This is a genomic window from Streptomyces sp. NPDC043861 (assembly GCF_056435905.1).
Genome location: NZ_JBWKDP010000008.1, coordinates 179556 through 201507, shown reverse-complemented (window position 1 = coordinate 201507; position 21952 = coordinate 179556). Strand labels below are relative to the sequence as shown.

19 protein-coding genes and 1 tRNA gene are annotated in these 21952 nt (G+C 72.0%); 10 read left to right on the top strand and 10 right to left on the bottom strand.

Annotated elements, in window-relative coordinates:
• Positions 1-50: 50 nt before the first annotated feature.
• From AC068D_RS20290 to AC068D_RS20280, 3 genes are all read right to left on the bottom strand, one after another.
• A complete protein-coding gene (locus tag AC068D_RS20290; RefSeq protein ID WP_478824389.1) occupies positions 51-1541 on the bottom strand; it encodes a glycoside hydrolase family 18 protein in 1491 nt (496 codons plus the stop codon).
• 134 nt (positions 1542-1675) lie between these two features.
• A complete protein-coding gene (locus tag AC068D_RS20285) occupies positions 1676-3073 on the bottom strand; it encodes a sensor histidine kinase (RefSeq protein ID WP_478824388.1) in 1398 nt (465 codons plus the stop codon).
• A 127-nt stretch (positions 3074-3200) separates the two neighbouring features.
• On the bottom strand, positions 3201-3890 hold the full coding sequence (locus AC068D_RS20280; protein WP_478824387.1) for a response regulator transcription factor: 690 nt from the start codon (positions 3888-3890) through the stop codon (positions 3201-3203).
• Positions 3891-3988: 98 nt separating this feature from the next.
• Between AC068D_RS20280 and AC068D_RS20275 the strand changes: the two genes are divergently transcribed.
• A complete protein-coding gene (locus AC068D_RS20275) occupies positions 3989-4555 on the top strand; it encodes a hypothetical protein (RefSeq protein WP_478824386.1) in 567 nt (188 codons plus the stop codon).
• A gap of 477 nt (positions 4556-5032) precedes the next feature.
• Here the strand turns inward: AC068D_RS20275 and AC068D_RS20270 are convergent, their stop codons facing one another.
• Both AC068D_RS20270 and AC068D_RS20265 read right to left on the bottom strand, forming a co-directional pair.
• Positions 5033-5902: a spermidine synthase gene (locus AC068D_RS20270; protein ID WP_478824385.1), complete on the bottom strand. Its 870-nt coding sequence runs from the start codon at positions 5900-5902 to the stop codon at positions 5033-5035.
• Between the two features lie 167 nt (positions 5903-6069).
• A complete protein-coding gene (locus AC068D_RS20265) occupies positions 6070-6576 on the bottom strand; it encodes a hypothetical protein (RefSeq protein ID WP_478824384.1) in 507 nt (168 codons plus the stop codon).
• Positions 6577-6850: 274 nt separating this feature from the next.
• On the opposite strand from AC068D_RS20265, the gene AC068D_RS20260 reads away from it, so the two are divergent.
• Positions 6851-8230, top strand: coding sequence for a tetratricopeptide repeat protein (locus tag AC068D_RS20260; RefSeq protein ID WP_478824383.1), 1380 nt, complete (start codon positions 6851-6853; stop codon positions 8228-8230).
• A gap of 54 nt (positions 8231-8284) precedes the next feature.
• Here the strand turns inward: AC068D_RS20260 and AC068D_RS20255 are convergent, their stop codons facing one another.
• A complete protein-coding gene (locus tag AC068D_RS20255) occupies positions 8285-8905 on the bottom strand; it encodes a histidine phosphatase family protein (RefSeq protein ID WP_478824382.1) in 621 nt (206 codons plus the stop codon).
• Positions 8906-9060: 155 nt separating this feature from the next.
• Here AC068D_RS20255 and AC068D_RS20250 point away from each other — a divergent pair, with 155 nt between their 5' ends.
• From AC068D_RS20250 to AC068D_RS20220, 7 genes are all read left to right on the top strand, one after another.
• Positions 9061-9957: a phosphatase PAP2 family protein gene (locus AC068D_RS20250; protein WP_478824515.1), complete on the top strand. Its 897-nt coding sequence runs from the start codon at positions 9061-9063 to the stop codon at positions 9955-9957.
• Positions 9887-11011 (top strand): hypothetical protein, encoded by a 1125-nt coding sequence (locus AC068D_RS20245; RefSeq protein WP_478824381.1) that lies wholly within the window; start codon positions 9887-9889, stop codon positions 11009-11011. The genes AC068D_RS20250 and AC068D_RS20245 overlap by 71 nt, the downstream gene beginning before the upstream one ends.
• Complete coding sequence (locus AC068D_RS20240) at positions 11002-12591, top strand: hypothetical protein (protein WP_478824380.1); 1590 nt, start codon at positions 11002-11004, stop codon at positions 12589-12591. Before AC068D_RS20245 ends, AC068D_RS20240 begins: the two co-directional genes overlap by 10 nt.
• 8 nt (positions 12592-12599) lie before the next feature.
• A complete protein-coding gene (locus AC068D_RS20235; protein WP_478824514.1) occupies positions 12600-13934 on the top strand; it encodes an AAA domain-containing protein in 1335 nt (444 codons plus the stop codon).
• Positions 13935-14081: 147 nt separating this feature from the next.
• On the top strand, positions 14082-14429 hold the full coding sequence (locus AC068D_RS20230) for a hypothetical protein (protein ID WP_478824379.1): 348 nt from the start codon (positions 14082-14084) through the stop codon (positions 14427-14429).
• Between the two features lie 270 nt (positions 14430-14699).
• Positions 14700-15365: a bifunctional DNA primase/polymerase gene (locus AC068D_RS20225; RefSeq protein ID WP_478824378.1), complete on the top strand. Its 666-nt coding sequence runs from the start codon at positions 14700-14702 to the stop codon at positions 15363-15365.
• A tRNA-Lys gene (locus tag AC068D_RS20220) sits at positions 15356-15432 on the top strand. The genes AC068D_RS20225 and AC068D_RS20220 overlap by 10 nt, the downstream gene beginning before the upstream one ends.
• 142 nt (positions 15433-15574) lie before the next feature.
• Here the strand turns inward: AC068D_RS20220 and AC068D_RS20215 are convergent.
• Positions 15575-16798, bottom strand: a complete 1224-nt coding sequence (locus AC068D_RS20215) for a M6 family metalloprotease domain-containing protein (RefSeq protein WP_478824513.1) — start codon at positions 16796-16798, stop codon at positions 15575-15577.
• 353 nt (positions 16799-17151) lie between these two features.
• Here AC068D_RS20215 and AC068D_RS20210 point away from each other — a divergent pair, with 353 nt between their 5' ends.
• The gene (locus tag AC068D_RS20210) at positions 17152-18984 is read left to right on the top strand and encodes a putative bifunctional diguanylate cyclase/phosphodiesterase (protein WP_478824377.1); all 1833 of its coding nucleotides are present in this window, start codon (positions 17152-17154) and stop codon (positions 18982-18984) included.
• A gap of 120 nt (positions 18985-19104) precedes the next feature.
• Here AC068D_RS20210 and AC068D_RS20205 read toward each other — a convergent pair whose 3' ends face one another.
• The 3 genes from AC068D_RS20205 to AC068D_RS20195 form a co-directional block, all read right to left on the bottom strand.
• Complete coding sequence (locus AC068D_RS20205; protein WP_478824376.1) at positions 19105-20223, bottom strand: LLM class flavin-dependent oxidoreductase; 1119 nt, start codon at positions 20221-20223, stop codon at positions 19105-19107.
• Positions 20224-20302: 79 nt separating this feature from the next.
• Positions 20303-21064 carry a maleate cis-trans isomerase family protein gene (locus AC068D_RS20200; protein ID WP_478824512.1) on the bottom strand — a complete coding sequence of 254 codons (762 nt, stop codon included), beginning with the start codon at positions 21062-21064 and terminating at the stop codon, positions 20303-20305.
• Entirely contained in the window at positions 21061-21900 is an 840-nt protein-coding gene (locus tag AC068D_RS20195; RefSeq protein WP_478824375.1) for a maleate cis-trans isomerase family protein, read from the bottom strand. The genes AC068D_RS20200 and AC068D_RS20195 overlap by 4 nt, the downstream gene beginning before the upstream one ends.
• Positions 21901-21952: the final 52 nt, after the last annotated feature.

Genomic DNA, 21952 nt, shown 5'->3' with positions numbered 1-21952 from the left:
GCCGGGGGTGGGGGATGGGGCCGGCCGGGGCACGCGGCGGGGGGCGGACGCTACTTGTAGGCGCCGAACGCCTTCGTGAAGGCCAGCGGCTCCTGGAGGATCGAACTGCAGGTCGCGTCAGCCGAGTTCTGGGCACCGCCGGGGCACTGCTTGTCCCGGGTCGACGACCACATCGCGAGCCGGCCGAGCCCCTTCGACCTGGCGAAGTCGACCAGCTGGGCCGCGTCGTCGACCTTGAAGATCTCCGTGGTGACGTCGTTGACGCCGATCATCGGGGTGACGGCGACGGCCTTCCACGCGGCCGCGTCCGAGAGCCCGAGCACCCCCTTGATCTGCGCCTGCGTCGCCGTGGCGGCCTGGATCGCATAGGTACCCATGTCCCCGCTGTAGGCCGGCCCGTAGTCCATCGCCATGATGTTGACGGCATCGGTCCTCACGCCGTTCTTCCTCGCGTCGGCGAGCAGATCGACGCCCGGCTGGGTGAGGCCCTCGGGCATGACGGGCAGGGTGAACGAGACGTCCAGGCCGGGGTGCTGCTTCTGGAGCTGGGCGATGGCCCCGGAGCGGCGGGTGTTGGCCGCCGTGTCCGGAAGGGCCGCGCCCTCGATGTCGAAGTCGACCTTGGTGAGCTCGTACTGGTCGATGACCTTGCCGTACGCCTTCGCCAATTCGGCTGCCGAGGAGCAGTTGAGGGCGAGTTCGTGTCCGGCCGCGCCGCCGAAGGAGACCCGGACGTCGCCGCCCTTGGCGCGCAGCGCGGATATCTGCGCCGCGACCTTGTCGTCCTCGAGGCCGGTGACGCCGCCCCAGAGCGGGGCACAGCCGCCGCCGGAGGTGACGAAGGCGAGGGTGAAGTCCTTCACGCCGGTCCTGGCGGCCGTGTCGAGCATGTCGTAGGCCGGGTGGAGGGATGTGTCGATGTACGGCTCGAACCTCGCCCCGCCACCGGTGGGTGCGGTGGCGGTCGCGGTCGGCACCGGGGTCGGTGTGACCGTCCGTGTGGGCGTCCCGGTGGGGCGGGGCGGTGTCGTGGGGGTGCTCGCCGTGGGGGTGGGCCGGGGCTGTTCCGTGGGGCGGCCGCTCGGCTGCGGCGTCGCGCCCTCGTCGACCGAGCAGTCCGCCTCGTCGATGAGGCAGCCGGAGGGATCGCCCGCCCTGCCGCTCGCCGAGGTCACGAAGCCGACCGTGACGGACGCTCCGGGCGCCAGCCGCTTGTTCCAGCTCGCGGGCTTCACGGTGATGTGCTGCCCCTGGACCGTGTGCTCCCCGTTCCAGAGGGAGGCGATCCTCGTTCCGGCGGGCAGGTCGAATTCGAGGACCCAGCCGGACTTGTCCTTGCCGGTCTCGTTCGTGATGAGGTACTGGCCGGTGTAGCCGCCGTCCCAGGAACTGGTCCTGGTGTAGGCGGCGCCGACCGCGGCCGCCTGCGCCGTACCGGTGAGTGCGAATGCCGCGCCGCCGATGACCGCGGCGGCCACGACGGCACCGGTCGTCTTCGCCCTGCCGCTCGCCCTGCGCCGATGCGTGCTGCTGCTGACCATCGTGTGCCTGCCTCTGTCTTGCGGAATCCGGGGGTGGTGCGGCAGCACGCTAGCGAGACAGGAACGGGCAATTCCGGCGATCCGGGCCCCGGTTGGGGTTCTTAGGGTGCGCTTAAGGACGGCATCGGCGGCGATTAATGCTGCTTCGGACCTCTGCGCCTGCGCCTGGCCGACCGGCTGCCCAGCCGCCGCTGCGAGGGACCGCCCACGGAGCCGCCGAGGCCGATCCAGATCCGGACCTCGGTCCCGCCGAGCACCGAGTGCCCGATGCGCACATCACCGCCGGTCGACTCCGCGACCCGGCGCACGATGTCGAGCCCGAGGCCCGTCGATCCTTCCCTGCCCCCGCTGTTGCCCCGCGCCAGTGCAGCCTCCGGGTCGGCGATGCCCGGTCCCGCGTCCGAGACGAGCACGATCACCGCGTCGTCGCCGTTGTGCACGTCGACCGAGAAGGCGGTGCCCTCCGGTGTGTGGCGGAAGACGTTGCCGAGCAGTGCATCGAGCGCCGCGGTCAGTTCCGGCCGGGCGACGGGGATGCGCACCGGCCGGTCGACGCCCGCCAGCCGCACCTTGCGCCCCTCGTCCTCCGCGAGTGCCGACCAGAACTCCATCCTCTCGCGCACGATTCGGGAGACGTCGCACCCCGCGCCCGGCCCGGTGGCCTGCGTCTGGGGCTTGGCCTCCCGGGCGGTACGGATGATCGTGTCGACCTCACGCTCCAGCTGCTCGACGGCCGCCCGGGTCTGGTCCGCAGCCGGACCGTCACCGAGCGATGCGGCGTTGAGACGCAGCACGGTCAGCGGTGTACGCAGCCGGTGCGAAAGATCCGCGGCCAGCTCGCGCTCGTTGGCGAGCAGCTGGACCACCTGGTCGGCCATGGAGTTGAACGCGGCCGCTGCGGAACGCAGCTCGGTGGGCCCTTCCTCCGGCACCCGGGCACCGAGCTTCCCCTCGCCCAGATCCTGCGCCGCGCCCGCGAGCCGCTGCGCGGGCTGCACCATCCGCACACCGAGCCGGTCGGCGACCGCGACCGAGCCGACGACGAGTGCCGCACCGACCGCCGCGAGAACCAGCCAGGCGGTCGTCACACCGTTGCTGACCTCGTTCTCGGGCACGAACACCTCGACGACCGCGATCTTGCCGGAGCTGAGCGCGGTCGGCTGGAGAAGTGCGGAGCCTCCGGTGACTTCGGTGGTGGAGGCACGGCCCATCTCCTGGGTGGTGGCGAGGTCCCGCACGGCCGCCCGCCGGGTGCCGATCTCCAGCGCCTGGCCGTCGGTCTCGTCCGACGCGGGGATGTGCAGGGCCATCCGCCCGGCCGCGCCGGCCTGCGTGCTGGCGACGGCACGCTCCAATTGGTCGCGGTCGGTGGTGATGGAGAGCGTGGGCCCGATGGCGGCGGCCTGCCGCTCGGCATTGGAGAACGCGCGGTCCCTGGCCATCTCCTGGATGACGACCCCGAGAGGCACCGCGAAGGCGATCACGACCATCGCCGTGACCGCCAGGGACACCTTGACCAGCGCCCATCTCATCCCAGTCGGCTCCCCTCCTGAGCCACCCGGGAGGAGGCGCCCCCGGGACCGCCCCCGTCGCCGCTCGCGCGGCACAAGGGTGCGGGAATCGAAGTTCTCCGCGGCCCGGTGGCCGCGCGGGAAGCGCTCACTGCGGCGGCTCCAGCTTCACGCCCACCCCGCGGAGGGTGTGCAGATAGCGGGGCCGGGCGGCCGTCTCCCCCAACTTCCTCCTCAGCCAGGACAGATGGACATCAATGGTCTGGTCGTCGCCGTACGACTGCTGCCACACCTCGGCGAGCAGCTCCCTGCGGGGTACGACGACACCCGGCCGTCCGGCGAGAAAGGCGAGCAGATCGAACTCACGGCGGGTCAGGTCCAGCCGTTCCCCGTCGAGTTCGGCCTGGCGGCGCAGCGGGTCGATCGACAGACCGCCGACCTGGATGACCCTGCTGGGCGGAGCCTCACCCGCTGCGGCCCGTGAGCGCCTCAGCACGGCGGACATCCGCGCCGACAGGTGCTCGACCGAGAAAGGCTTGGTGAGGTAGTCGTCGGCACCGTCGTTGAGCAGCCGCACGATCTCCGTCTCGTCGTCCCGCGCGGTCGCGATGATCACCGGTACGTCGGTGATGCCGCGGAGCATCTTCAGCGCCTCGGCCCCGTCCAGATCGGGCAGTCCGAGGTCGAGAATGACCACGTCGAACCGGAAATGAGCCACCTCGCGCAGCGCCTCGAGGGCCGTCCCGACGCTCCGTACCGTGTGGGAGGCCTCGGTCAAGTGCCTGATGAGGGCGGAGCGCACGAACTGGTCGTCCTCGACCACGAGCACACTTGCCATGGGCGGCACCGTACGCCATCCGGGGTACCCGAGGAGCCGGGGGCGGGCACCGTCGCATCCGGAGCCCACTGGGACAAGCGTGGCGGGTGTGGTGCACTATGGCCCCGATGCGGAGAGGACTCGTACACGCCATGGCGTGGTCGCTCGCCACGGGCGCGGCGGTCACGCTCTCGTGGTGGGGTGTGCACACGGTGATGGCGGGAACGGCGTACGACCGCCCCCGCGCGCTCCCGATCACCACGGACGGCCGCACCACTCAGGGCGCCCCGCCCCGTTCGTCCTCCACACAGCAGCCAGGTACGCCGTCGCCGTCGGCGTCCTCCGGCGGGAAACCGGACGGCGCCCGCAAGCCCCCGGCCTCCGCGCCGGCCTCGAGTGCCGGCACCGGCAGGCCGAGCAGCAGCCCGCCCCGACCCAAGCCTCCTTATTCGCCCGCTCCTGCGGGGAATGTGAAGAGCTACACGGTCGAGGGCGGCCGGGTCGCCTTCGACGTCGGGCCGGCGTCGGCGGAACTGGTCTCGGCGACTCCCTCCGGCAGCTGGACGATGCAGATCTGGAAGCAGCCCACGTACATCAGGGTGACGTTCTCTCAGAACGGCCGGGAGATCGACGTCTTCTGCACCTGGCACGACACGGCGCCGCGTGTGGACATCGAAGAGCGCTGAGCGCGGCGGCGACGACGACGAACGGTGGGCGGCCCGTCTGCGAGCGGTCCCCGGCCGCAGCGGCTAGTGCTGTGACCGGATGGGTTCACCGGCTCGCGACGCCCTGCACGGCACTCCCCCTGGCTTCGCCAAAAGGCGCCCCCACGCTGCGTTGTCGAATCACCCGAGTACATCCAGTACGAGGGCGATCTCCCCCAGCCTCCGGCCGGTGGGGGTACCCCCGGGCGGAGCCAGGAGGAGCACCCCCACCTTGCGATACGTCCCCTCGGCCCCAAGAGGCCGGGGAAAACCCCACGCCCGCGGCCCCAAGAGGCCGGGGAAAACCCCACGCCCGCGGCCCCAAGAGGCCGGGGAAAACCCCACGCCCGCGGCCCCAAGAGGCCGGGGGAAACCCCACGCCCGCGGCCCCAAGAGGCCGAGGGAGACCCCATGCACCGGACGCCGCGAGCTTCCCGGCAAACCCATCCGGTCACAGCACTAGCGGAAGACCGAGGGCGGTGGCGCGGGCGATGGCCTGGCGCTGGCGTCGGTCACCACGGCCGCGCCGCCGGTGAAGTCGGCCAGGGCCTTCCCGTGCTCCACCCGTCCGGCATGCGGGTCGCCCGCGACCCGGCGGGTCAGCTCGGCGACGGGCAGCGGCAGATCGGAGGCGAGCAGCACCGCGTTTCCGAAGCGCCGTCCGCGCAGGACCGTGGGGTCGGCGGCGAGCGCGAGTTCGGGGAAGACCGTCGCGGCGGTGGCTATCTGACCGCGCAGATGGGCGAGCGGCGGACCGTCGGCGAGGTTGGCGGCGTAGTGCCCGCCCGGTCTCAGCACCCTGCGTACCTCGGTGAGGAACTCGGCGCTGGTGAGGTGGGCGGGGGTGCGGGCCCCGCTGAAGACATCCGCAATGACGAGGTCCGCCCAGTCGTCGGGGAGCTTGCCGAGGCCGGCGCGGGCATCGGCCGACCTGACCCGTATCCGGGCGTTCGGATCGAGCGGAAGGCGGGCGCGCACGAGCTGGACCAGCGGTCCGTCAACTTCGACGACCTGCTGGGTGGAACGCGGACGGGTGGCAGCGATGTACCGCGCGAGGGTGAAAGCACCGCCGCCGAGGTGGACGGCGTTCACCGGCCGGCCGGCGGGCGCGGCGAGGTCGGCGACATGACCGAGGCGGCGCTGGTACTCGAAGGTGAGCAGGGAGGGATCGTCGAGGTCGACGTGGGACTGGGGGGCGCCGTCGAGCACCAGGGTCCAGCCGTGGGGCCGTTCGCGGTCGGGTACGAGCTCGGCGAGCCCGCCGGCCACGCTCTCGACGACGGTCTCCGGAGCCGCCGTGCGACCACGCTGCTGCTTCTTCCTTGCCACCTGCCCATTATCGGCCGGTCACCAGGAGGTGGGGCACCGCCCCGGGGGACAGCCTCCGACAGCCGGGGGCGTCCCGGGCGTGGCTCCGGGGGATGCGGTCAGCCGACGGTGCGGCGACGCGCCGTGCAGGGCGCCGGCGTGCCGGTGCACCCTTCCGGTCACGCTCCTCAGATGCTGTCCGCGGCCTCGATCATGCGCGCGGCCTCACCGAGGGCCTCGCGGAGTACGACGGGATCGGTGACGTGCCCGGCGTCGCCGGGGGGCAGCAGCCAGCCACTGCCCGAGAGCGGGGGCTCCGCGGGAATGGCCGGGGCACCGGGCTCGACGGGAATGCGCAGACCGCGGCCCGACGTCTGCGTACAGGCGCTGCCGGGCATGTCCCAGCCGGCCGCGGTGCCGGGGGGCACCAGGAAGCCGAGGGTGTCGCAGCTGCCGTCGTGGAGTACGGGGCCGACGGCCGGGCAGCCGCCGCGGCGCAGGATGTCGACCGCTTCGAGGCCCTGGCGGGCCGGTACGGTCACCAGGTCACAGGGCGCGGGGTGCCCGGGGAGTGCCCGGTCCGGCGGAACGCCTTCGGGACCCGGGCCGACCGGGCCCGGTGCGGTGCTGTACTCGTCGGTGGGCAGGTGCTGGGCACTCGTCACGCTTGTCCGCGAGCCACTGCTGGTCTCCATGCCGACCTCCAACAAGGGAACCCCTCCTCGCCGAGTGAGGACACGTACCGCATCCCCTCACGGTTCAACGCCCGTGGGCGTCAAGGGCTACGGTGGCACGCCGCCACAAAGGATGGCAGTTCATGGCGGATCGCGGGTGAGATATCCCGTTTGTAGCTAAACCCTGCGTGCTCGCCTCGTCACAGCAGGTACGTTCTTGCCCCGCCGGACCGACAGAATCTGCGTCACCGAAGAACCGGAGTGGGCGCCGGCAGTACCAGGAGAGGGCTCGGCCATGGCGTCGTCACGGGCAGTTCCCAACCTCGAGTTCCGGCGGCTTCGCGGACAACGCTCGCCGGGTGAGTTCGCTGCGCTCGTACGCAGAGCGGCCAGGGAGATCGGCGAGCAGGTCGCCTGCGACGCCCGCTACATCGGACGCGTGGAGGCCGGAGAGATCCGGTGCCCCAACTACGCCTACGAGCGGGTCTTTCTGCACATGTTCCCCGGCTCGACCCTGGCGGATCTGGGATTCGCCGCCCGTGAGGCGGTGAGGGGGCGCGGAGCACGGGACCGTACCCCACCCTCGTCGGACACATGCAACAGCAACAACGGCACCAACTGCACCTACAGCAACGAGGAGAGCGACGTGCTGCGTCGCGCATTCATGACCAGCGGCACCGCCACCGTGGCAGCCGCATCCCTGGGTCTCGGCTCCCTGCCGGGGTTCGACGGGCCCCGCGCCGATGTGCCCCGGCAGCGGATCGGCGCCTCCGAGGTGAGTGCCGTCGAGGAGGCGGTGCGCCAGATCCGGCTGCTCGACGACCGGCACGGCGCGGACGGGCTCTACCAGCGGGCGGCCCAGCCGCTGCGCACCGCGTACGCGCTGCTCGACGCGGGCGCCACCACGCGCGGCTCGACCGCGGGGCGGCTGGCCTCGGGCGCCGGCGAACTCGCCATCTCGGTCGGCTGGCTCGCCCATGACTCCGGTCGCCTGGAAGAGGCGCGTTCGCACTACGCGGAGGCCCTGGCGACGGCGCGGGTGGCTGCGGACCCCGCCCTGGAGGCGCACGCCTTCTGCAACACCTCGTTCCTGGCCAGGGATGCGGGACGGTACCGCGAGGCGGTTCGGGCCGCGGAGGCCGGGCAGCGCGCGGCGGGGCAGCTGGGGTCGGCCCGGCTGCTGGCGCTGCTGAGCCTGCGGGAGGCGGGCGGCTGGGCGGGGCTCGGCGACCGGTCCGCGTGCCGGCAGGCGCTGGCCCGGGCCCACACGCTCTTCGGCCGGGGGCCGTCGGAGGCGGACCCGGAGTGGATGTCCTTCTTCGGCGAGCCGGAGGTGAAGGCGCTGGAGGCCCAGTGCTGGGCCACGCTGGGCGAGTGGTCGCGGGCCGCCAGGCTCGCCCACCGCGCAACGACCCTGCAGGACCCCCACTTCGCCCGCAATCTCGCGCTCTACGGGGCACAGCTGGCCGCGGACCTCGCACATGCGGGCGCCCCCGCGGAGTCCGCCGCCGCGGGTGAACGGGTGCTCGATCTGCTCGACGAGGTCCAGTCGTCCCGTATCCGTACGCTGCTCGCCGAGACGGCGCGGGCTCTGGTACCGCAGCGTCACACGGCGGGCGTGGCCGACTTCCTGGACCGCCATGCGGAGACGGCGAGAGCAGCGGCCACTCGCTGAGCCGGGTGCGGGGGGCGACGGCCTCGCGGCAGCCGCCCCTGCACCGCACCGCGTTCAGCTGCCCAGGTGGCCCGTGTCGTTCCAGCGCTCGATCGCCGGGGCGCCGTATGCCCAGCCCAGGGCGGACAGGCTGGTCGGGTCCAGCTTGATGCGTGCGGCGAAGGAGACGTGCTCCCCGATCCAGCGGGCGCCCAGCACACGCAGGATGTGCCCGTGCGCGAAGACCAGGACGTCGCGGTCCGCCGAGCGTACGTACTCGATGATCCCGTCGGCCCGGTCGGAGAGCTCCTGCATGGTCTCGCCACGGGTCTTCGCCACGGGTGACCCCACGGGCACACCGTCGCGCCAGATGAACCAGTCGGGGTCGACCGCGCGGATCTCGGCCTGTGTCATGCCCTCGTAGGCACCGTAATCCCACTCCATCAGCGCGTCCCAGGGCTGGGCGCGGTCACCGAATCCGGCGAGTTCGCACGTCTCGGCGGCGCGCATGAGCGGGCTGGTGCGGATCTCGGCGTCCGGAAGCCCGGACCACGGCTCCTTGTGCAGCCTCTCGCCCAGCAGCTTCGCGCCGCGGCGCCCCTCGTCGATGAGCGGGATGTCGGTCCGCCCCGTGTGCCTGCCGAGCAGAGACCATTCCGTCTGCCCGTGACGGGCGATGAGTATGCGCGGTGCCATGTCTCCATCATCACCCGACCGAACGATCAACGCCCAGTCGAACTCATGGTGGCGGCGGAGCAACCCCCACCTCTCTCCTCGCGTCCCGTACACCGTACGGTTGACCGTCGGCCCATGGCCGCGCGAACAGAATGAGGGGGAGCGTTCGGATGCCGATGCCGCAGACGGCGCAGACGAGCCGGCAGCGACTCCGCTGGTGGACCGAACTGCCGCTCATCGTCGTGGTCTACGTCGCATACTCCGCGGGCCGGCTCCTGGCCCGCGGCGACAAGGCGGACGCGGTCGACCACGGTCTGGCGATCCTCCGCCTGGAGGAAGGTTTCCGCATCGACTTCGAGCGTCCCCTCAACCGGCTCTTCAGCAGTACCCCGGAGTTCGGCATACCCGCCGACTTCGCCTATGCCTCACTGCACTATGTGGTCACCCCCGCGATCCTGGTCTGGCTGTTCCGCCGACGGCCCGCCCGCTACCGGACGGCGCGGACCTGGCTGATGGTCTCCACACTGCTCGGCCTCATCGGGTTCACGCTCCTGCCGACCTGCCCGCCGCGACTGCTCGACGCCGGGTACGGCTTCACCGACACGATGGCGCAGTTCAGCTCGTACGGCTGGTGGGGCGGGGAGGCCAGCGCCCCGCGCGGTCTGGGCGGAATGACCAACCAGTTGGCCGCGATGCCGAGTCTCCACGTCGGCTGGGCACTGTGGTGCGGGGTGATGCTGTGGCTGCACGCCCGCGGCCCGCTGGCGAAGGCAGCCGCGATCGCCCATCCGACGGTCACCGTGCTGGTGGTCATGGGTACGGCGAACCACTACTTCCTCGACGCGGTGGGCGGCGTCGTGGTGATGGGGGCCGGACTGCTGCTCACACGGCCCGCGATGCGTCTCGCCGACCGGGTCAAGGCCGGGTTCCGACCGGGCCCCGAAGCGGTCTCCGCGGGCGCGAGGTCCACGATTGTCGGTGGCGGATGCGAGACTTCCGCGGGTGAGCACATCCCTGGACAGCGGACCCCCTCCGCAGGCGCCGGTGACAGCACTCCGGCAGCGACTCGCTGAGCTGCGCGGCGCCTCTGCAGCGCCCCATCCGCTCGACGCCCGTGCGCTGGCGGCCCTCGCCGCGAACCCCGGGTGCAAGCGGCGCGCTCTGCTGGACGGCGCCGGTGTGGACAAGGCGGCACTGGCCGAGGCGCTGGGTTCCCCCGCGGCCTTCGGCCAGTCCCAGTTCGCGTTCATGCGGGGCAATGCCTTCGAGGCCCGCGTCAAGGCCGACGGGGGTACGGAGCTGCTCAGGCTGCTCGGTGTGGCCGAGCCGCAGGAGGCACGGGTCCCGGAACTCGCGGCGGCCGGCCCCGAGGGGCGCGCGGCCCGTACGGCGCTGGCTCTGCGGGAGGCGACCCGGGCCGGGGTGTGGACCCTTCTCGACCATCCGATGCTGGCGCTGGAGGTGGCGGGGTCACCCGCGTATCTGGAGCCGGACGCGGTGGTGGTGCATCCCGACGGACGGTGGACGGTCGTCGAGATCAAGTCCTTCCCGGTGATCGACGGTTCGGCGGACGCGGCGAAGGTGGGAGCCGCGGCCCGCCAGGCCGCGGTGTACGTACTGGCCCTGGAGCGGGTCGCGGCGGTGACCGAAGGCGCGACGACCGGGCACTCCGTGCTGCTGGTCTGCCCCAAGGACTTCTCCAACCTCCCCACGGCGTCCGTGGTCGACGTACGCAAACAGCTCTCGGTGACCCGCCGGCAGCTGGCCCGGCTGACCCGGATCGACGACATCGCGGCGGCTCTTCCGGAGGGCGTCAGCTTCGATGTGGAAAGCTGCACGGCCGACGAACTGACGACATCGGTCGAGGCCGTGCCCTCGGCGTACGCCCCCGAGTGCCTGGCGGCCTGCGAGCTGGCCTTCCACTGCCGGGAGCAGGCGCGCGCCGCGGGCGCAGTGGAGTCCCTGGGGCGTGCGGTGCGCGGTGAGCTGGGCGGGCTGACGGCCGTCGGCGACGTCCTGGCCGCGGCCCGCGGGGAGTCAGGCGACCCGGCGGACCCCACGGTCGCGGCTCTGCGCAGGGCCGCGGCACTGCGGGCGCAGGCTCTGGGGCGAGCCGGATGTCACTGATCTCCACCCTGGCGCGGCTGGAGGCCGTGGAGAGCGGACACGCGCAGCCGCTGGCCACGGTGCGCCACCGGCATCTGTCGGACCGGCCGCTCGTGTTCGTGCCGCTGACCACCGCCGGCGAGGCGGGGGCACCGCTCGGGGCCCTCGTGGGCACGGACCGGGGAGCGCCGGGGCTGCTGAGTGTCGCGCAGCCGCGGGACCGGGATCTGCGGTCGGCGTTCCTTGCGCAGCTCGCCGAGTGCGTGCTGCCGTACCTGGACGGGTACGCGGACGACGTCGAGGCCACCGAGCGCAGCGAGACCGATCCGGAGACCGGCAAGCGGGTCAAGGTCGAGGCCGAACTGTGCTCGGATGCACCGCAGTTGATCGTTCCGAGCCGGTCGGGCATCGACTTCGTACGACTGCTGGGCCGGTCCATGCGGTTCCGGCGGACGGCCGAGCAGGACCCGGACGCACCGTACCCGGCGCCACCGCGCGTCCCGCTCCTCGGGCGCTGGCTGACGCACTACGGGGAGCGGGCGCGCGTGCCCGGTTCCTCGCTGCTGCTGGCCATGACGGACCTGCTGGGGCGGCACTGGGCGACCGGGCAGTCGCATCTGGAGGACCAGCATCTGGGCGCACTGCTCGCATGGATCGCGCCACCGGAGGGAGAATCAGGTGCGCAGGCCGCGATGCGGGCGGAGCTGGCGCGGGACGCCGACGGCCTGCTGGTGTGCCCGCCGGCCGGTCCTGCGACCGACCCCGCGTTCGACAACAGGCTGCTGGCGCCTGCGATGGAGCGGTACGACCGTGCGCGGCAGGCGCTCGCCGCGGCCGAGGACGGCGGGGCGGCGGATGAGCAGCTGGCCAGGCTGACCGCCGCCGAGCGGGAGATCCGCGATCTGCTGGCGGGCGTGCTGAGGCCCACCTGGGACGCGGTGTGGGACGGCCTGGAGCTGCTGCGGCAGCTGCCGGAAGGCGAAAGGGCCGCCGACCGCTGGACCCGGGACCGGTGGTCGTTCACGGGTCATCGCGATCGGGTGCGAGCGGGTGAGCCGCCGCAGCCGCGCCGCGACGAAGCGGTGACCGCGGCGCAGAAGCTCGCGGCGCGCGAGACGGCGCAGGCCCAGCTGGAGGCGCAGGAGGCGCTGGACGACCCGCTGGTGCTGGCGGGGCGGCGGCTCGCCGGCGAGGCGTTCCTCGCCGAGATCACCGAGGTGACGATGGCCTGGTCGGAGTCGAAGAGGCCGTCGCCACGGCCGTTGCTGACGGTCCTGACCGACGACCTGCCCCACCTGGGCGCGGGTGTGAAGGTGTACCGCTCGCTGGAGGGCAGGCCCCAGAGCGCCGAGTTCGTCCGGTACGAGGAGGACGGTTCGCCGGTGCTGAGACTGCTGGACCGGATGGGCCGGTCCAGGGACCCGGTCGAGGGTTCCGTACCGGAGAAGGGCGACCTGATCGCCTGGACGTTGTTCGAACACGACCAGCGGAGCGGCCCGAAGCTGCCGGAGCCGGATGAGACCCCGTGGACGCACGGCGGTCCCCCACGGTCCGAAGCTGCGGAGAGCCCCGATGCCGTGACCACGGAGGACCTGCTGTGACGGGCACGGTGACGCATCTGTTCGACCCAGGCGCCGAAGCCTCGCGGGCCACCGAGGCGATCCTGGCCGACACGCTGCACGGGGACGCGCGGGGTGTGGTAGTGGACTCTCCGCCCGGCGCGGGCAAGTCGACGCTGGTCGTACGGGCGGCACGGGAACTCGCCGCGGCGGGACGGCCGTTGATGGTGGTCGCACAGACGAACGCCCAGGTCGACGATCTGGTGCTGCGGCTGGCCGAGAAGGAGCCGGGACTGCCGGTCGGGCGGCTGCACAGCAACGACCCGGACCCGTACGACAAGGCGCTCGACGAGCTGGGGAACGTACGCAAGTCGGCGAAGGCGGGCGACCTCGCGGGCCTGGACGTGGTCATCTCGACGGCCGCCAAGTGGGCGCACGTGAAGGGTGTCGAGCCCTGGGGGCACGCGATCGTGGACGAGGCGTACCAGATGCGCTCGGACGCGCTGCTCGCCGTGGCCGGGCTCTTCGAGCGCGCCCTGTTCGTGGGCGACCCGGGGCAGCTCGACCCGTTCTCGGTGGTAGGGGCGGAGCAGTGGGCGGGTCTGTCCTACGACCCTTCGGCGAGCGCGGTCTCCACCCTGCTGGCGCACAATCCGGAGCTCCCGCAGCACCGACTGCCCGTGTCATGGCGACTGCCCGCGTCGGCGGCGCCGCTGGTGTCCGGCGCGTTCTATCCGTACACACGGTTCCGCAGCGGTACGGGACCGGGCGACCGGCGGCTCTCCTTCGGAGTGGTCTCGGACGGATCGGGGCCCGACCGGGTGCTGGACGAGGCGGCGGAGTCGGGCTGGGGCCTGCTGGAACTGCCCGCCCGGCACACTCCGCGCACCGATCCGGAGGCGGTCCGAGCGGTCGCCCTGGTGGTGCGGCGGCTCCTGGACCGGGGCGGCGCATCGGTGTCGGAGCGGTCGGCGGACCCGGTGCCGCTCACCCCGGACCGGATCGCGGTGGGCACCGCTCATCGCGACCAGGCGGCGGCCGTTCGGGCGGCGCTCGGGGAGCTGGGGGTGGGCGGGGTGACCGTGGACACCGCGAACCGGCTGCAGGGCCGGGAATTCGACGTCACCGTCGTGCTCCACCCGCTGTCGGGCCGCCCCGACGCCACGGCGTTCCATCTGGAGACCGGCCGGCTGTGCGTGCTGGCCTCCCGGCACCGGCACGCCTGCATCGTGGTGTGCCGCGCGGGCGTGGCGGAGCTGCTGGACGAGCACCCGTCGACCGAGCCGGTGCAGCTGGGCGTGACCGTGAAGTTCCCGGACGGATGGGAGGCGAACCACACGGTCCTCTCCCATCTGGCGGAGCACCGGGTGACCTGGTCGCCCTGACCGGGTGAAGGCGACAGCCGTCGGCGGGTGCGGGGCGATGCGGCTGCCGCAGGACGGGATCCCCGGCCCTGCCACGGGACGGTCCGAGGGCCTCTTGCGCGAAGCGGGACAATGGTGGGTGGTCCGGAAAGCGAACAGGAGACAGGTATGGCGGAGTCGTCGGAGCGGAGCGAGCGGCGGATGCGGCCTGCGCCGCTGCTTTTCGAGCCCTCGGAAGCCGCATCCGACCCGGAGCACTTCTTCGATCTGGAGTCGATCGAGGACCCCGGGGAGCTGCTGACGCGTGCGACGGAGCTCACGCTCGCGTTCCAGGCCGCGGCCGACCGCGCCCTGGAGTACCAGGCGCTCGCCGCGGCCCAGCTCGCGGACCCGCGCCGTTTCGACCGGCTGACCACAGCGGACATCGCGCAGCGGGCGGAGTGGAGCGAGGACTACGCGAAGAAGATGGTCGAATTCGGCCGCGGCCTCCTCCGCACGGCGGAACCTGGCGAGTAGGTCCTGTCCGCGGCACCCCATGTCGTCGTGGGACGCCGCGCCGCCCGCCGACCGGACGGGAACCGGCGTCCTCCCACCGTGGAGAGCGTCGCGGGACCCCGTCATCGTTCCGTGCGGCCCGGCCCGGCCCGCACAGTCCAGCCGCACAGGGCATCCGAAGCATCCCCGGCGCATATGCCGCGCGGCAAGATACTCCTCCGCGCCCCGCCCTGTCCCGGTTTCCGGCAACACACAGAAACTGCAATCTCACTCCCGGTAGATGTAGACGCCATGAGCGCTTGGCTGCGAGACGAGACGCCCTTGAGCCCTGCCGGTGACGACGACACACGGCGGCGGGAGATCTTCGCGCTGTTGCAGGCCGACGAGGACCGGCACCAGACGGGTCGGGTGACCGTGTCCGGTGCGAGGTGGCTCGCCTCGGCCAGCGCGTATCCACGCTCCACCCTGGCCATGTGGGAGGCCGAGCCCGCGGCACCGGCCGTCGTGCCGTGCGGGGTTGTGTTCGACGTGGTCAATGTCCCGGTGATCTTCGGCCGCCGGATGCTCGACCGGCTCTGGTCGCAAGGCCCCGGCTCGGGGCCCGTCGCCTTCCACCGCGGCCGGATGCTGCTGTTCGCCGCGCCGGGCACGGCACAGCGCTTACCCTCCCTGCTCGACTGGGAGGAGTGCGGCGCGTCCGTGCCCCCGCTGTTCTGCCACGGCACCGGTGATGCCGTCACCGTCCCGCCGCTCGGCCCGTCCGCCGCCCCCGCCACCCCGGGGCCACGCTGGCTCGTCGCCCCCGACACCCGTCACCCATGGCTCCCCGGCCCCGAAGTACTGCTCTGGGCGTGTGTACGAGCCGCCCGTGCGGCCTCCGCGGCGACGGTCCGTATATCGATTTTTCCTCCCGCCGATCAGGGTGCTAAGGTCTACGACGTCAGCAGGCGCCGCTAGCTCAGTTGGTTAGAGCAGCTGACTCTTAATCAGCGGGTCCGGGGTTCGAGTCCCTGGCGGCGCACCAGCTATTCATTTCGCTGACCTGGGCGTTCTCGGTTTCCGAGGGCGCCCTTCGGCGTTCCGGTCACCACCGTCCGGCCGTGCATTCCACCGGAGCGGCGCCCCGGATCCGCAGCGGCCGGGCCGGAGACCGGCCCGCGCGTCTGTCACACGGCAGGCGTGATCTTGACCGTCCACGCTCCCGTGCGCGTACGGTCCGCCACCTCCACCCGCACCCGCTCACCCGGAACGGTGAACGCCTCCCCCACCCCCAGCGGTGCGTCCGCCAGCGCCGGGTACACGGACTGGCCCCAGCACGCCTCCGCGTCCGGATGGGTGTCGATGACCTCGACCGGGCCGCCGCCGGACGCCGCCTCGTTCCGCACCCGGTAGATCAGCACGCCCTCGGTGCAGGTGTCCTGGTCGTTCCCGGCCGCACCCCGTGCCTCGATCGCGAGCGCCGAGTTCTCACCCGTCCGTACGACCGCGAGCCGGGTGCCGACCGACCCGCCCCGAATCGGTTCGGCGGCGAGCGACTCCAGAGTGAACATCCGGTCCGTCGACCGCCGACCCGTGACACACCGCACCTCGTCCTTTCTCAGCCAGCCCAGCTTCCACTTGTGCCAGCCGAAGAAATCGGGTGCCAGCCCGAACTGGCTGCCCATCACATCCCAGTCGCCGACATGGGTGTCCCAGTCGCCCTTGGCGTCCGACGGGCGGTGATAGAGATCGGGGAGATCGAAGACGTGGCCCGTCTCGTGAGCGAGCACATTGCGGTCGGGGGGATGCCGCTCGAAGACCGTGACGACACGCCTGATGTCCGTGCCGTCGGCGGACAGCGGCCGGTCGAAGTTGACCACCTTCGTCGCATCGGAGTCCACGCCCGGCGCGTCCGGGTCGGCGACCAGATAGACGACGTCGAAGCGCGAGAAGTCGACCACCGGATCGGCCACGGCGATCGCGTCCCGCAAATACGCGGCGCGTCGCTGGGCATCCCAGTCACGCTTTATCCGGTACGCGGTCGAAGCCTGCGGCATCTGGATCCAGTGCGCCAGCGGGTGCGGGCGCAGCGTGAACCTCCCGTACGACGCCCGCCGGAAGAAGTCGCCGGTCGCCGGGAAGTGATCGGCCGCCAGCTCCGCCGGACTCGTCAGCGGGGCGGCGTCCGGGAAGGAGAGGAAGACCATGACCGCGTTCAGAGCGCGGGCGGGTCGGGGGTACGAGGCGTTCCAGGTGTCCAGGCCGAGGGAGTGATGCGCGGCGGTACGGGGCAGGGCGCAGGCCGTCGCGGAGGTGTCGGCCACGGCGGGTCCGGCCACGAGGGAGGTGGCGGCCAGTGCCATCAGGGAGGTGAGGGCGGCGGCCGTCGCACGCAGTCTGGGACGTTCCACTCCCCCGGGTGTCCCCTCGTGCGTGTGCTGACCCTCCACGTCGACCTCCGGGTGCGGAATACGGAACGCCTCACCCACCTTGTGATGATTTTCAGTGATTCGCACCTTTCCGCTGGCCCGGCCGGGTGAGGGGGAGCCGACACCCCGGCGTCTCACAGAAAGTCACAACCGATCACGACGGTGCTGACAGAGGCCAGAGCCGCGCAGAAACGATCGGTCCGGACCTTTGAGTGCGCTTGCTCACGAGCGAGAAGCTGGAACGGCCACCCGGCCAGCCTCTATGATCGGCACACTTTCCCGGCTTTCCGGCCCCGACCGGACCTGAACGACACGACGCACAGCGGGAGCGAACGGTGAGCGCAAACACCGAAGGACCGAGTGCCGCGGTGGCCGCGGCGCCCGGGGACACTCTCCCGCCGGTCACGGAATGTAATGATCCGGCGGCCACGCGCACCGTCCCGGCGTCCGCCGGGCCCAGCGATTACCGCGCCGCCTTCAACACAGCCCAGCTCGCCATGGCCCTCGTCGACCACGAGGGCCTCGTCGTCTCCGCGAACGACGCGCTCGCCGAGTTGCTCGGCACCGAACGCGCCGCGCTGCACGAGCAGTCCGCCGCCGATCTGGTCGACCTGGCGTCCGACGGCCGCACCTGGCACGCGTACCGCGAGGTGCTGCGCGGCCGCAGCTCCCGCTTCCGCTGCACCCGCCGGCTCAAGCACACCGACGGGCGCTCGCTCTGGGCGGAGGTCACGGTCGCTCCGGTGCCCGACAGCCGCCGTGTCCTGCTTTCCCTCGCGGACATCAGCGACCGGCGCGAGCTGCAGGCGCGGCTGCGGCATCTCCAGATGCACGACCCGGTGACCCGGCTGCCCAACCGCACCCTGTTCTTCGAGCGGCTCTCGGCAGCGCTGGAGACATCGTCGTACGAGCACGGCGGCACCGGCCGGATCGGGCTGTGCTATCTCGACCTCGACGGCTTCAAGGCCGTCAACGACACGCTCGGACATCGCGTGGGCGACCGGCTGCTGGCTGCCGTGGCCTCCCGGCTCGCTGGCTGTGCCGACGACGACGGCTGCACGCGCAGCGGGCATCTGGTGGCCCGACTCGGCGGCGACGAGTTCGCGATCCTGGTCGAGGACTCCACCGGCACGGAACAACTCGCCGATCTGGCGCGGTCCGTCCTCGCCGCGCTGCAGACACCGTTCGATCTGGCCGGGCAGCGACTGTCGGTCTCGGCGTCGATCGGCGTCGTGGAGCGGGCCGCCGACGGTACGACGGCGACCGGTCTCATGCAGGACGCGGACACCACGCTGTACTGGGCGAAGGCGGACGGCAAGGCGCGCTGGACGTTCTTCGACCCCGAGCGCAACGCACACCGGATGACGCGTCAGGCGCTCTCGTCGACGCTCCGGCCGGCCGTCGAGCGCGGCGAGTTCGCCCTCGAGTACCAGCCACTGGTGGGGATGGCGGACGGGACGGTGCGAGGTGTCGAGGCGCTGGTCCGATGGCAACACCCCCAGTTCGGCACACTGGCGCCGAATCGGTTCATCGGAATTGCGGAAGAAGACGGCTCGATCGTCCAGCTCGGCCGCTGGGTGCTGCAGACCGCCTGCAGGCAGGCCAAGCAGTGGCAGACGGACCACCCGGGTGCCGCTCCGATCTTCGTCAGCGTGAATGTCGCCGTGCGGCAGGTGTGGGACTCCGACCTGGTCACCGATGTGGCGGGGATCCTCGCCGAGACCGGCCTCGAGCCGCATCTCCTGCAGCTGGAACTCACCGAGTCCGCTGTGATGGGCTCGGCAGGCCGCCCGCTCCAGGCACTGCAGGCGCTGAGCGACATGGGGGTGCGGATCGCGATCGACGACTTCGGGACGGGATACTCGAACCTCGCGTATCTGAGCCGGCTCCCGGTGTCCGTCCTGAAACTGGACGGTTCGTTCGTTCGTGGTTTCCGCTACGACGACGGCGCGCACCCGAACCCGGCCGACGAGACGATCGTCGAGGCCATGGTCCAACTCGCCCACCGTCTGGGCCTGACGGTCACCGCCGAATGCGTGGAGACGGCGGGCCAGGCCGAACGCCTCCGCCGCATCGGCTGCGACACGGGCCAGGGCTGGCTGTACTCGCGCGCCGTCGCCCCGGAGCGCATCGACGGGATGATCGGGGTCAGCCCGCTGGCGGTGTGACGTACGCCCGGACTGTCGTCGAAGGAGGGGCACCGGTGTGCCGGAGGGCCTGGATCCAGGTGTCCCGGCCCGTCGGGGTCGGCTCGTCGATCTGCGCCCGCCCGCCCGCCACCGGGGCCGTTACTCCGTCAGCCCGTATGCGTCCGCCACCAGTTCGTAGGAACGCAGCCGTGCTTCACCGCCGTGCGCATTGGTCGTGATCATCAACTCGTCCGCGCCCGTGCGCTTCTGGAGGTCGTCGAGTCCGGTACGGACCTCGTCGGCCGTACCGTGCACGACATTGCCGAGCCAGCTGTCGACGAACTCCCGCTCCAGCGGACTGAATTCGTACGCCGCCGCCTCCTCGGGCGTGGGGACCAGACCCGGGCGGCCGGTGCGCAGCCGCAGCATGGACAGCGCACCCGTCATGACCTGGCGGCGGGCCTCACGGGCGTCGTCGGAGGCGAGCGCGGAGACGCCGATCAGGGCGTAGGGGGCGTCCAGGACCTCCGAGGGGCGGAAGGACTCGCGGTAGAGGTCGAGCGCCGGAACGGTGTTCCGGGCCGAGAAGTGATGGGCGAAGGCGAACGGCAGACCGAGCATGCCGGCGAGACGGGCGCTGAAGCCGGACGAACCGAGGAGCCAGACGGGGGGTCGCGCCGAGGACTGGACCCCACCGGGCGAGGTGGCCTGGACCGGGCCGGGGACCGCGTGGATACGGGCGTACGGGTGACCGTCCGGGAAGTCGTCGTCCAGGAACCGGGTCAGCTCGGCGAGCTGCTGCGGGAAGTCGTCGGCGCCCTCTCCCCCGGCCTCCTGTGCGGACCCCGGCCTGTCCCTCCGGCGCAGCGCCGCCGCCGTGGCGCCGTCCGTGCCGGGCGCGCGGCCGAGCCCGAGGTCGATGCGGCCCGGCGCGAGCGCCTCCAGTGTGCCGAACTGCTCGGCGATCACCAATGGAGCATGGTTGGGCAGCATCACACCGCCCGAGCCGAGCCGGATGCGCTCGGTGTGGGCCGCGAGGTGGGCGAGGATCACCGCGGGGGACGACGAGGCGACACCCGGCATGGAGTGGTGCTCGGCGACCCAGTGACGGTGGAAGCCGCGGCGCTCCGCGAGCCGGGCGATGTCCACACTGGTGCGCAGGGCCCGGGTGGCGGTGGACCCGCTGCCGACGGTCACCAGGTCCAGTACCGACAGGGGCACCGGAGCACTGCCGCGCGCCACACCCCGGATCCCGTCGCCTGCGTCCGCTGTCTCCACGGGTGGGCCCTCCTGCGTCGTCCCGCGCCTTCTGCGCTCTCGTACCTGTCCGGGGCGACAACAGGAGGCACTCTCCGCTTTATTCCCCGTCGGGCCCGTCGGGCTTCCACTCGGATCGCTCCCAGTCGGGGCGTACGAACAGCGCTCCCAGCCCGTCCGCCCACGCCCTGCGGTCGGCCAGCCGCAGCCCCTCCCACACCGTCACCTGGTTGGCCGTGAGCACGGGCTTGCCCAGCTCCGCCTCGAGCTCGTCCAGATGCGCGACCGTGTGCAGGGCGGTGTCCGGGAGCAGCAGCGCCTGGGCCCTCGGGTCGTCCGCCGCCCTGGCCAGCTCCAGCACCTGCTCGCGCCCCCAGGTGGCCACCTCGGCCGCGGTCACGATCCCGCCGGCCCGCGACGCGGTCACCTCCAGCCCGGCGGCCTCCAGGAACTCCTCGAAGCACACCGTGACGTCGTCCGGATAGGTGGCCGCGACCGCGACCCGTTCCGCTCCCAGCGCCCGCGCCGCGTGCACAAAGGCGAACGACGTGCTCGACGCCGGCAGACCGGCGGCCTGCGCCAGCTCCCGAATCTGCGCCTGCGCGCCGTCCCAGCCGCGAATGAAGCTCCCGCTCGTGCAGGCCCACACCACCGACTCGGCGCCGGCCAGCCGCAGCTCCTCGACCCCGGCCGCCAGCCGTTCGGCCGACCCCATCTCGATCAGCGCGTCCTCCCGGTGCGCGTCCTCGCCGATGTCGGTGTGGAACACGGGCAGCCGGATGTCGCTGTCCAGCAGGACCGCGATGCGTGGGTAGTCGTCCTCGGCGGAGTGCCCCGGGTAGAGGAGTCCGACGGTCGTCATGTCCATCCTTCCTGTTCCTCGGGCTGGGCCGACGGCGGCTCGGGCGGAGGTGCGGGTGCCGGCGGAGGCGGGGGCTCCTCGTGCGGCCCGGCGGTGTCCATCAGCAGGGCCTGGTAGGGGCCGACCGCATACACCCCCATCCGGCGCAGTGCCGCCCACATCGTGACCTGGTTCGCGGAGATCACCGGCATGCGCAGTTCCGCCTCCAGCTGGGGTATCGCATCGTAGGTCGGCAGATTGGTGCAGCTGATGAAGAGCGCGTCCGCCGCGCCCACCACGGCCTGCCGCGCCATGTCCACCACGGACCGGTACGGCACCTTCCAGATGTGCCGCGTCAGTCCCAGAAAGGCGCGGCCCGTGACCGCTACCCCGGCTTCGCCCAGATACTCCTCCAGCGCCCCGGTCACGGACTCCGTATAGGGAGTGACCAGCGCGATCCGCCGCACGCCCAGCTCGTCGAGCGCTTCGAGCAGCGCACCGGACGTGGTCAGCGAGGTGACATCGCCGGCCCGTGTCATCGCCTCGCACATGGCCCGCTCCCCCGCGAGACCACCGACGAAACTGCCCGACGTACAGGCGTACGCGACGACCTCGGGCTCGGAGACGGACAGCGCCCGGACCGCATCACCGAGCGTCTCGTGCTCACTGACCAGCCGGGCCAGGTCGAGGGAGACCTCGACCGGCACGAACGGCGTCCGCGTCAGACGCAGCGAAACGTCGTCCGGCACCCACCGCCACAGCTCACGGTCCAGCGCGAAGTCGAAAGGAGCGACCACGCCGATACCACGCTGGGGAGCGGGTCCGCCGAGCAAGGACACTTCGAGGGACACATCCATCACAGGCCCCCTTTGACGCTTTGACGCCTTGTTGACGACGGTAGGTTCGGGT